Here is a 10,993-nt window from a genome sequence, read left to right on the forward strand (position 1 = left end):
TCCTTTTTAACCATGCCCACCTTCGACGCCCTTCACTATCCCTATGCCTCCCGCCGCAACGTGGTCTATGCCAACAAGGGCATGGTGGCGACATCACAGCCACTGGCCGCGCAGGCGGGCTTGCAGGTGCTGCAGGCCGGCGGCAATGCGATTGACGCGGCGATTGCGACGGCGGCCGCGCTCACGGTGGTCGAGCCCAATGCCAATGGCATAGGCGGCGATGCCTTCGCGCTGGTCTGGCACGGCGGCAAGCTGCACGGGCTAAACGCCAGCGGCCCCGCGCCACAAAGCATCACGCTCGACAAACTGACCAGCCAGGGTTTGAGCGAAGTGCCCAAGTACGGCCCGCTGCCCGTCACGGTGCCGGGCACACCCGCCGCCTGGGCCGCGCTGGCGCAGCGCTTTGGCCGCCTGCCACTCAAAACCTCGATGGCCCCCGCGGTGGAACTGGCGCGCGAAGGTTTTCCGGTATCACCCACGGTGGCCGGCGCCTGGCAGACGGCCACGGCGCTGTTTCGCGACGCGTTCAAGGAGCCGTATTTCAAACACTGGTTCGACACCTTTTCGCCGGAGCGCGCACCGCAGCCGGGCGAAATCTGGCGCTCCGCCGCGCATGCCGACACCTTGCAATCGATTGCCGACACCAACGCCGAAAGTTTTTACCGCGGCCCGCTGGCCGAACGCATCGCGGCTTTTGTGCAGTCGGCCGGCGGTTACCTGACGCAGGAGGACCTCGCGGCCTTCCAGGTCGACTGGTGCGACCCGATCAGCGTGAACTACCGCGGTTATGACGTCTGGGAGATTCCGCCCAATGGCCACGGCCTGGTGGCCTTGATAGCGCTCAACATCCTCAAGGGTTTTGATTTCACCGAACGCGACACCCTGCGCACCCACCACCTGCAGATCGAAGCCATGAAACTGGCTTTTGCCGATGGCCTGGCGCACATCGCCGACCCGGCCCACATGCGGGTGTCGGTGGCCGACCTGCTGTCGGACGCCTATTCGGCTGAGCGCCGCGCGCTGATAGGTGCACGTGCCCTGCAGCCTATGCCGGGCGAGCCCTCGCGCGGCGGCACGGTCTACCTGAGCACGGCCGACGGCGAAGGCAATATGGTCTCGCTGATCCAGAGCAACTACATGGGCTTCGGCTCGGGCATGGTGGTGCCGGGCACCGGCATCGCGCTGCACAACCGCGGCAACAATTTTTCGCTCGATGCCAAACACCCCAACAGCCTGGCGCCGGGCAAGCGGCCTTATCACACCATCATCCCGGGCTTTCTGACCAAAGACGGCAAAGCGGTAGGCCCCTTCGGCGTGATGGGCGGCTTCATGCAGCCGCAGGGCCATGTGCAGATGGTGATGAACACCGTGGACTTCGGCCTGAACCCGCAAGCCTCGCTGGACGCGCCGCGCTGGGAATGGGAAAGCGGCAAACGCGTAAGCATCGAGCGCTCCACACCCGAGCACCTGTTCCACGGCCTTGCCGGCCTGGGCCATGAAGTGACGTGGTCCGCCAACCGCGTCGGCTTTGGCCGCGGGCAGATCATCTGGCGCAATGCCGATGGCGTGCTCTGCGGTGGCACTGAGCCGCGCGCAGACGGTTCCATCGCAGCCTGGTAAGAGCCCCGACCCTCACCTGAGCGCCAGGCCCGCCGTGCCGGCCAGGTACTGCTCCAGCACGGCCAGTTCGGTCAGCGTGGGCGCGCCCTTGCCCGCGATGACGGCATACAGGTTGCCGCGGAAGCCTTCTCGCGGGTAGTAGCTGACATAACCGCAGCCCATCAGCATCTGCGTAAAGGCGCTGGGCGCGAAGGTCGCGGCGCTGCTGCCGACTTCGGCGGAGTTGAGGCGCAGCTTTTGGGCGCCCGCCACCGATACCAGTGCCAGCACCGCCGGCGTGTTGGCCGCGAGCCTGGCAGGGGCCAGCAGTTGCACGGTCTGGCCTTTTGAATCCACCCATTTGGCGCGCGGCTGGCCGTTGGTCAAACCCAGCTCCGAGGTCTGCAGGTCTTCCGTCTTGGAGGCCTGGAACACCACGCCCGTGTTGTTAGTCGCAGGCACGCTGAGGGCTGCAATGGCAAAGTGCGCGTCTTCGATGTTGTAGGGAACACGGTTGCGCGGATTGGGCTGCACGCCCGCCATGCGGGAGGATTTTTTGCACCAGAAGCCGAAGGACTCCGGCACCGCATGGTCGGAGTTCTTCTTGCCGTTGGTCACCCGCATCACCGGCGGCGACATGGGGCCTGCCGCGCCGTTGTCCTTGTTGATCCAGTTGATCATCTCCATCGCATTGCCCGGGCTGGAGCCGTAACCGGAATCCGATACCGCACGCACCACCTGCCCTGCCGCAGCCGGCGTGCCCAGCAGGTAGTCGGTGTAGCCGTCGGCCAGTTCCCATTTGCAGGCGCCGTATTTGGCGATGATGGCCAGTGCTGCATCAGGCAGGCTTGTAGCCGCATAGGCCGCCGGGTCGGTCAATGAAAACACCTTGCGCGGCGGTGGCACCTGGCCATCACCCGTGTAGGTCAGCGTGGCCACCTGGTTGACGGCGGGTGTGTAGGTAAAGCTGTCTTGCCCGTTGGCGCCCGCAGGAATGGTGAGCCGCGACTTGCTGAACGTACCGCCCTTGTTCGACGCCACCGTCAGCGCCACCGGCTGTGCCAGGTTGCCGCGCGCATAGACGGTGATAGTCAACGGTGTGCCCGCCAGGGCGTAGCCGGGGCCGTCGTCAAACACAGTGGCCTGTGCGATGCCGATTGAGGCTTTCAGCACACCCGACACGGCGGGCTCCAGCGTCTTGTTCTGGTGCCAGCCAGGCACGTGGTTGATAGCGTAGTTACGTATGGGCCAGTGGTTGCCGCCCATCCAGGTGTAAAGCTCACAACCCGACTGCGCGGCGTAAGCCGCCACTTGCGTGAACATCGCCTCCCAACGCGGGTCATCAATCGGCATGCCGACTTCAGTGAGCGCCAGCTTCACGCCCTTGGCAGCAGCCCAGTCAACGGCGATCTTCAACCGGTCCACGCCGGTTGAGGCCTTGATGGCACCGGAGCCGAAACCGGCGCTGTAGTTCTTGGCCACCTCGGTGTCGTAGTCAAAGAAGGCGCCGTTGCTGAAGGCGTCCAGGTACATATGCACCTCATAAATCAGGTTGGCGCCCGCCAGCGGAAAGCCGGGGTTTTTAGTGCCTATCACCATGGCCGAGTCGTACTGGTTGCCCGCCACGTAGATCGGGTTGACCGCATCGACCGCCCGTATGGCCTGGATAGCGGCCTGCGCGAAGGTAGGCCAGATCGTCAGGTCTTCGCCGCCCTTCACCGCCTCCTCGTTTGACGCGATGACGCCGCCCGGCTTGGGCATGTCGTGCGGCTCGTTCATCAGGCCGTAGCCGCCAAAGCCCGGGTGGTTCTTCCACTTGGTGGCCGCACGCGTCCAGAAGTCGGCGAAGTGCGCGGGTTTGAGCGTCGCACCCGGTGCGAGCGAAAAAATCCGCGACTGGATCTGCACCGCATCGGTGGTGTGGGGCCTGAGCACGCCCCCGGGCGGCACCGTCAGGCCGATCACCGAGCCGTCGGGCTGAAAGCGGAAGTCCTGGTAGCGGCCGTAGTTATGGTTGTCGATGATGCAGCGCGTGCCTGCCGCCGCATGGGCATCCAGCACGCCAGTGATGAAAGCTTCATATCCCGCATGAAAGACGCCCGGGTTGCCGATGGCGGCCTTCGCGGCGGCATTGGCAACCGTGTCGTGCAGCATGGGCTGCAGCAGCTCCCACTGGATGGGCAACCGGTTTTTGCTAAAGCCGCAGGCGGCCAGATAAGCCACGTCGGCCTTGCGCGGGACGGTGAAGTGCAGGTTGGGAGCCGAGCTGGTGTTGGCGCGCAGGCCGGGCTTGGCCCATTCCATGCCCGAAAGATTCGTGCCCATGGCGGGCATGCCCGCCGCAGCGCGTGCGGCAGCGGCCTGCGCCAGCCGGCTCACGGTAAAAGGGCCCAGCGCGGCCAATGCGCCGGCCGCCAGCGCAGCTTGGGAAAATTCACGTCTTTGCATCGGAAGGCTTCTCCTTTTTTCTTCACATCTTTGTTTGTAAAGACTCAGGTTAAGCCCGGTATTTCCGCTTCATTACAGTTTGAAGCAAGGCAGTGACCCGCTTACATTTCAGGTTCTTTCGGCCCTGTCAGTCCTGACAGGTTTTTGCGCGGCGCCAGCGCAAAACCGCGAGGTCGGCGACAATGGCGGCAGGTTTTCTTCGTCGGACCTGCAAGATGCATGCATTTGCAACGCCGGCTTTCATCATGCCGTTTCGTGCAGGGCCAGGCCCACTGTCAACAGCGCACGAGTGGCCTGATCCACTTCCCTCTTTCATTCATGACAAAAAGTTTCTTCCGGGCAGCCCTGGTATTGGGTTTGCTGTCCGCCATCGGCCCCTTCGCCATCGACATGTACCTGCCCGCCCTGCCCTCCATCGGGCAATCACTGGGTGCCTCCATGGGCGCGGTGCAGGCCAGCCTGATGGCCTTCTTTATCTCGCTGGGCATAGGCCAAATCATTTACGGCCCGGTGTCCGACATGATCGGCCGCAAGGCGCCGCTCTACTTCGGTCTGCTGCTGTTTGCCGCCGGCAGCATTGGCTGCGCGCTGGCGCCCGACATCCACACGCTGGTGGTGCTGCGTTTTATCCAGGGCCTGGGTGCCTGCGCCGGCATGGTGGTGCCGCGCGCCATCGTGCGTGACCTGCACACCGGCCACGACGCCGCGCGCCTGATGTCCTTGCTGATGCTGGTTTTCAGCGTGTCGCCCATCCTTGCGCCGCTGGCCGGCAGCATTTTGATTGAGTCCTTCGGCTGGCGCAGTGTGTTCTGGGCAGTCACCGTAGCCGCTGCCGCCGGCTTGCTGCTGGTGGGCTTCACCTTGCCTGAAACGCGTCCGCCCGAGCAGCGCGTGGACAGCAGCTTCGGCAGCGCGCTCACCGCCTACGGCGTGCTGCTGCGCGACCGCCATTTCATGGGCCTGGTGTTCATAGGCGCTTTCGGCATTTCGAGCTTCTTTGCCTACCTCGCCAATTCATCCTTCGTGCTGATTGACCACTACGGCCTCACGCCGCGCCAATACAGCATCGCCTTTGCCGTCAATGCGGCCTCGTTTATCGGCGTCTCGCAATTCACCGGCAAGCTGGCTGCGCGCTTCGGCCTGGTGCCTATTGTGAAGGTGGCTGTCACAGGCTATGCGGCCGTGATGGCGTTGCTGCTGGTGGTGAACCTCGTGGGTATTGAGCGGCTGGACGTGATGATCGCGCTGCTGCTGGTGGGCTACGGTTTTCTGGGACTGGTGGTTCCGACCACTGCAGTACTTGCACTCGAAGAACATGGCGCGATTGCCGGCACCGCATCGGCGCTGATGGGTACCTTGCAATTTGTCACCGGCGCGGTAGTCATGGCGACCGTCGGCGTGTTTGCCGACGGCACGGCCCTGCCCATGGTGGCCGGCATTGCCGGCTGTGCGCTGCTGGCCTATGCGATGACACGCGTCACGTTGGGCGGCGTCCGCACCACATCCGTCTCAGCTCCCTAAACCTGCATGCGGAGGCGGCGCGCTGCTTCTTCGGCACGCGCGTCGTCAATCTCGCCCATCACCGCGCCCAGGTTGACCGGACCGGTCTTGTGCGCGAAGTGGCCGGTCAGCACCGTCTCCGGTTGCAGCACGCCGCGCTGGTACAAGTCCCAGATCTCACTACCGTAGTCGGTGTGCAAGAGCTCGGGGGCAAAGCGGCCGAAAAAACTGCGCAAATTGGCCACGTCGCGCAACAGCATGCGGCCCGCGTGATTGTTGCCTGCAGCGTCCACCGCCTGCGGCAAATCGATGATGACCGGGCCGGGCTGGCCGTCAGTCACGCCCAGCAGGATATTGAACTCCGACAAATCGCCGTGCACGACACCCGCGCACAGCATGCGCACCACTTCCGTGAGCAGCGTTGCGTGGTGCAGGCGCGCATCTTCAGGGGTGAATTCGACGTCGTTCAAGCGCGGTGCAGCATCGCCATGCTCGTCCGTCACCAGTTCCATCAGCAGCACGCCGTCGCAAAAGTTGTGGGGTTTGGGTACACGCACACCGGCCGCGGCCAACCGGTAGAGCGCGTCAACCTCGGCGCTTTGCCAGGCAGCTTCGGTAGCTTGGCGGCCAAAGCGCGTGCCCTTGGCCATGGCGCGCGCCTGGCGCGTGTTTTTTACCTTGCGGTTTTCGGTGTAGTCCACCGCCTGGCGGAAGCTGCGCTCGGTCGCGTCTTTGTAGACCTTGGCGCAGCGGGTTTCGTCTCCGCAGCGCACCACATAGACCATCGCCTCCTTGCCGCTCATGAGCTGGCGCACGACGGTGTCGATCAGGCCTTCTTCGAGCAAGGACTGCAATCTCGGGGGTGTTTTCATCAAGCCATTTTGCGCTTACAGGCGAAGGTCAAAAAAAAGCCCGCCCGTTTAACCGGACAGGCTCTTGTGCGGAGCAGGATGATCAGTTGCTGAGCACCAGCTGCGCGATCACGCCCGTGGCAATGGCGATCAGCGCGTAGTCAGCGCCAACCTGCACCCATTGCTGGCCGCGTGGCGGCGCATGCAGGTGACGACCGCGCCAGTCGCTCACCACATATTGCCGGCCACGGTATTCATTCGGGATAAGACCGCCGCGGTAAAACTGCCGGCCATGGCCGTTAAAGTGACGGTCGTTGCGGTTATCACGGACATGGCGATGCTCAACCACGACGCGGCGGTCAACCGGACGGTAAACCGGGCCATGGCCGGGGCCGCCAGGTCCGCGATATTCCACACGCGGTGGCTCGCCCCGTGGGCCGCGTCCGTCATAGCCTTGCGCAAACGAGAGCGAGGCAAAGCCCAGCGACGCTGCGGCGATGGCACACACAATGGCTGTTGATTTCATGTCGACTCCTTTGGGGTTGGTGAGTCTTCATGGTGTTCCCCTGCTGTATAGGGGTTGCAAAGTCACCGGGGTCTTTGTGTAAAGCCTGGTTGCAATGTGTGCGGGGTTTCCGGCTCAGGCCGCTTCAGGTAAGGGTACGGCAACTTGTTCAGGCACATAGCCCCGTAGCGCCTGTACCAGCCACGCCTCTACCAGCACCGGGTCGTTCACCGTCTTGATCGCCTGGTAAGCCGTTTCCGCTTCCGGGAAACGCCGGCGCAAAAAGTTGAGCCACTGCTTGAGCCGCCCGGCGCGCGCACGCGGCTCAATCCGCGAACAGACGATGCGCCAGAAATCGTTGATCAGCGGCAGCAAGGTGGGCCAGCTCACTGCTGCCTGCGCACCCAGTCTGTCGGCCTTGATCGCCAGGCCCAGACCCGGGTCACGCACCGCGCCGCGGCCAATCATCAAGGTGTCACAGCCAGAAACCTCACGGCAGCGCCGCGCATCTTCGATGGTCCAGATTTCACCGTTGGCCACGACCGGAATTTTGACGGCGGCGCGGATGTCGGCAATCCGCTCCCAGTACGCCGGTGGCCTGTAGGCCTGGGCCTTGGTGCGGCCGTGCACGACCAGCTCGCCCGCGCCGCCTGCTTCGATGGCGAGCGCGCATTCAACAGCGCGTGCGTCGTCGTCGTAACCCAGCCGCATCTTGGCCGACACCGGCATGTGTGCGGGTACGGCCCGGCGCACCGCCCCCACAACCGCCGTCAGGGTTTCGGGCTCTCTCAGCAGCGATGCCCCGCCGCCGTGGCGATTGACCACCGCCGCCGGGCAGCCGAAGTTGAGGTCGATGCCGGCCGGCCCCAGGCTTGCCAGCCGCGCGGCGTTCTCCGCCATGCAGCCCGGGTCTGAACCCAGCAGTTGTGCGCGCACCGGCACGCCGGCCAGCGTGCGGCCGCCGTTGTGCAGCTCCGGCACGATGCGGTAAAAAACCCGCTCGGGCAGCAACTGGTCAGTGATGCGGATGAACTCGGAGACGCAGCGGTCTATGCCGCCCACCCGGGTGAGGATGTCGCGCAGCACAAAGTCCAGCAGGCCTTCCATGGGGGCCAGCAAGACGGTGTCGCGTGATTGAGCTTCCATCGAACTCGCAAGTCTCAGATTTATTTGGCGGCCAGGCGCCACAGCGACGTGACTTCAGCCGCGCGCGCCGCGTGCAGCGCATCGCTGGCGTCAGCCGCCTTGGGGTGATGCGGTTGTGCATCGAGCCTGTCCACCACCTTAAGCCCGGCCGCATCTATCGCAGCAAGCAGCCATGCGCGCGTGCGCAGGCCCAGGTGCTCGGCGATGTCCGAGAGGATCAGCCAGCCTTCACCCTTGGGCTCCAGATGCGCGGCCAGGCCGTTGAGAAAGCCCAGCAGCATGCGGCTGTCTTCGTCATACACCGCATGCTCAATCGGCGAGCCGGGGCGCGCAGGCAGCCAGGGCGGGTTGCACACAATGATGTGCGCCTTGCCTTCAGGAAACAGGTTGGCCTCGCGCACTTCAATCTGCGGAAAACCCAGCCGTTTGAGGTTGTCGCGCGCGCAGGCCAGCGCACGCGGGTCCTGGTCGGTTGCAACCACACGCTGCACACCGCTGCGCAAGGCCAGCACCGCAGCCAACACGCCGGTGCCGGTGCCGATGTCAAAGCCCAGCAGGTCGTCGGTGCCCTCAGGCACAGGCGCCTGGGCCACCAAGTCGATGTACTCACCGCGCACGGGGGAAAAGACGCCGTAGTGCGGGTGGATGCGGTTGTGCGGCCCCTCTTCGCCGAGGGCAGGAATGGGCACACCCTTGCGGCGCCACTCGTGCGAGCTGATAAAACCCATCAACTCACGCAGCGATGCCACGGAGGAACCTGCGGCTTCCTTGGCGGGGCCCCAGGCTTCCGAGCAGGCCTTCTTGGCATCCGGCGCGCGGCGCAAAGGAATGCTGTAGTCCGCATCAAACGGGATCAGCACCATGCTGAGCACGCGGGCGCGCTGCGCCTGCGCCTGGCGGTGCAGGTGAAAAGCTTCGGGGAAAACAGGCGCCGGTGCGGCCGTTGCAACGGCGGCTTCGCCAGGTTTCGTATCTTTAACGCGCTTTTCGCGCTTCGGTTTTGCCGGCTTGTCGATGCGGCGCGCCAGCGCTTGCAGCAGCAAACGCGCATTCTGGAAGTCACCGCGCCAGAGCAGACCCGTGCCTTCACAAGCCAGGCGGTAAGCCGTATCAGCCGCCATGGTGTCGTCGGCGATCACCACGCGTTTGGGCGGCGCAGCACCGCGCTCGGAACGCCAGCGCGCTGAACGCGCTTCACCGCCCTCCGTCCAGTTGATGATGGCGGGCGTGACAGACGAAGGAGCGGAAGCGGCGGGTGAAACAGGCATCAGGGGCAAACAGGTAAAAGAATAGGAAAACAAGACACAGCCGACTGTTTTAACAGATGGCGTACGCCGGCGCCCCACCTTGCGGCCATTTCAAGACCCCACTACGCCCCAAACGCCACCAAAAAGAAGAAAACGGCCATAAAGGCCGCTTTTCGCGTGTGAGAGATAACTCCAGGGGGGCCGGGGTCCGGCTCCGCCGGCCCCAAGGCGCCCGTCTCCTGCAAGGGGAAAGGAGGCTACACGCAGTGAGCCTCAAGAGGGGTATTCAAACTGTCCATCCGCCACCCAGCGCCCGGATCAATCCCACCGTCGCCAGGTACTGCGAAGTCTTCACCTGCAGCGCCTGCCGCCTGTTGCGCAGTTCGCTGCGCTGGGCGTCCAGCAGCTCCAGTTGGCTCACAAAACCGTTGCGGTAGCGTGAATCCGACAGCACCGTGGCGCGGGTGGCGGAAGCCACCGAGCGCGACTGCGCTTCAGACTGCTCAGCCAACAGGCGCAAAGCCGAGAGCTGGTCTTCCACGTCCTTGAAGGCGACAAGGATCTGCTCGCGGTAGTTGGCCAGTGCGATGTCGAGTTCGGCATTCGCGTTCTGCACACCGGCCTTGCGGCGGCCGCCGTCAAAGATCGGCAGCGACAGCAGTGCGCCCACACCCCAGGCCTGGCTGGATACCTTGAACAGGTCCTTGATCTCGGGCGCGGCATAACCACCGTTGGCCGTGAGCGAGAAGGTCGGGAACCAGGCGGCCTCGGCCACACCCACGCGGGCCTGTGCGGCCTGCATGGTGCTTTGCGCGGCCGACACGTCGGGGCGGCGCTCCAGCACCGTGCTGGGCACACCGGCCGGGATCACCGGCAGCGCGGTCGACCACTCGGTGGGCGCGACGGCAAAGTTCGAAGCCACTTCACCGACCAGCACGGCCAGCGCGTGTTCCAGCTCGGCGCGGCGGCGGTCCAGCGCCAGCGCTTCCGATTCAGTGGCCGCCACCTCGGTGCGCACACGGGCCACGTCCAATTCGGCCACATCGCCTTCCTTGAAGCGGACTTCCGTCAGGCGCAGGGTGTTGCGGTAAGCCTGCAGCGTGTCGCGCACCAACGCGCGCTCGGTGTCTAGCGAGCGCAGGTTCAGGTAGGTCTGCGCCACGTCGGCCTGCACCAGCAGCTGGGTGCTGCGCAGCAGGGCTTCACGCGACTTCGCGTCCAGCGACGCGGCGTCGGAGTTGAGCGACAGCTTGCCGATCAGGTCAACTTCATACGAGAAGTTGGCAGCGGCCGTGACCGTGGTCTGCGCCACGCGGTTGGTGGTGATGTTGCTCTGGCGCACCGCGCCGCCGCTCAGGCCCACTTGCGGCAGACGGTCGGCGTCGGTGGCGCGCAAGATGGCGCGCGCCTGGGCCAGCCGGCCGGCGGCCACTTTCACGCTGTTGTTGTTATTGCCGGCCTGCTCGACCAGTTGGTCGAGCACGGGGTCGGCAAACACCTTCCACCAGGTGCCTTGGGATTGCGGGGCAGTCGGTGTCGCTGCAACGGTGGCGACGTTTTCTTTGTACGCCGCCGGCGCAGCAGGGATGCTGGCCGGGTCAACCGATGCGCTGGTGGCGCAACCGGCCAGCACCAGGGCGGCCAAGAGCGGCAGCAGTGCGGTGCGCAGTTTCGATGTTGTGCGGTTCATGATGAAC

8 protein-coding genes are annotated in these 10,993 nt (G+C 64.7%); 2 read left to right on the plus strand and 6 right to left on the minus strand.

Annotation, left to right across the window (positions count from 1 at the left end; all coding sequences use genetic code 11):
- Positions 1-12 precede the first annotated feature (12 nt).
- On the plus strand, positions 13-1,620 hold the full coding sequence (locus BM408_RS03765; RefSeq protein WP_092127363.1) for a gamma-glutamyltransferase family protein: 1,608 nt from the start codon (positions 13-15) through the stop codon (positions 1,618-1,620).
- A 12-nt stretch (positions 1,621-1,632) separates the two neighbouring features.
- Here BM408_RS03765 and BM408_RS03770 read toward each other — a convergent pair whose 3' ends face one another.
- Complete coding sequence (locus BM408_RS03770; RefSeq protein WP_092126971.1) at positions 1,633-4,047, minus strand: glycoside hydrolase family 5 protein; 2,415 nt, start codon at positions 4,045-4,047, stop codon at positions 1,633-1,635.
- Positions 4,048-4,365: 318 nt separating this feature from the next.
- On the opposite strand from BM408_RS03770, the gene BM408_RS03775 reads away from it, so the two are divergent.
- Positions 4,366-5,568, plus strand: a complete 1,203-nt coding sequence (locus tag BM408_RS03775) for a multidrug effflux MFS transporter (RefSeq protein WP_092126973.1) — start codon at positions 4,366-4,368, stop codon at positions 5,566-5,568.
- Here BM408_RS03775 and BM408_RS03780 read toward each other — a convergent pair.
- The 5 genes from BM408_RS03780 to BM408_RS03800 all read right to left on the minus strand — a co-directional run bounded on the left by BM408_RS03780 (position 5,565) and on the right by BM408_RS03800 (position 10,986).
- Positions 5,565-6,419 (minus strand): PA4780 family RIO1-like protein kinase, encoded by an 855-nt coding sequence (locus tag BM408_RS03780; protein ID WP_092126975.1) that lies wholly within the window; start codon positions 6,417-6,419, stop codon positions 5,565-5,567. The genes BM408_RS03775 and BM408_RS03780 overlap by 4 nt on opposite strands.
- An 82-nt stretch (positions 6,420-6,501) precedes the next feature.
- The gene (locus tag BM408_RS03785; RefSeq protein WP_092126977.1) at positions 6,502-6,924 is read right to left on the minus strand and encodes an RcnB family protein; all 423 of its coding nucleotides are present in this window, start codon (positions 6,922-6,924) and stop codon (positions 6,502-6,504) included.
- A 114-nt stretch (positions 6,925-7,038) separates the two neighbouring features.
- Positions 7,039-8,049: a tRNA dihydrouridine synthase gene (locus BM408_RS03790; RefSeq protein WP_092126979.1), complete on the minus strand. Its 1,011-nt coding sequence runs from the start codon at positions 8,047-8,049 to the stop codon at positions 7,039-7,041.
- A 20-nt stretch (positions 8,050-8,069) separates the two neighbouring features.
- The gene (locus BM408_RS03795) at positions 8,070-9,317 is read right to left on the minus strand and encodes a methyltransferase (RefSeq protein WP_092127365.1); all 1,248 of its coding nucleotides are present in this window, start codon (positions 9,315-9,317) and stop codon (positions 8,070-8,072) included.
- Between the two features lie 265 nt (positions 9,318-9,582).
- A complete protein-coding gene (locus BM408_RS03800; protein ID WP_092126981.1) occupies positions 9,583-10,986 on the minus strand; it encodes an efflux transporter outer membrane subunit in 1,404 nt (467 codons plus the stop codon).
- Positions 10,987-10,993: the final 7 nt, after the last annotated feature.

Source organism: Polaromonas sp. YR568, from assembly GCF_900116715.1.
In the GTDB taxonomy this organism is placed as follows: Bacteria; Pseudomonadota; Gammaproteobacteria; order Burkholderiales; family Burkholderiaceae_C; genus Polaromonas.

Coding starts and splice junctions, on each gene's coding strand:
- BM408_RS03795 (WP_092127365.1), bottom strand. CDS start 9,317: ATGCCTGTTTCACCCGCCGCTTCCGCTCCTTCGTCTGTCACGCCCGCC.
- BM408_RS03780 (WP_092126975.1), bottom strand. CDS start 6,419: ATGAAAACACCCCCGAGATTGCAGTCCTTGCTCGAAGAAGGCCTGATC.
- BM408_RS03765 (WP_092127363.1), top strand. CDS start 13: ATGCCCACCTTCGACGCCCTTCACTATCCCTATGCCTCCCGCCGCAAC.
- BM408_RS03790 (WP_092126979.1), bottom strand. CDS start 8,049: ATGGAAGCTCAATCACGCGACACCGTCTTGCTGGCCCCCATGGAAGGC.
- BM408_RS03775 (WP_092126973.1), top strand. CDS start 4,366: ATGACAAAAAGTTTCTTCCGGGCAGCCCTGGTATTGGGTTTGCTGTCC.
- BM408_RS03785 (WP_092126977.1), bottom strand. CDS start 6,924: ATGAAATCAACAGCCATTGTGTGTGCCATCGCCGCAGCGTCGCTGGGC.
- BM408_RS03800 (WP_092126981.1), bottom strand. CDS start 10,986: ATGAACCGCACAACATCGAAACTGCGCACCGCACTGCTGCCGCTCTTG.
- BM408_RS03770 (WP_092126971.1), bottom strand. CDS start 4,047: ATGCAAAGACGTGAATTTTCCCAAGCTGCGCTGGCGGCCGGCGCATTG.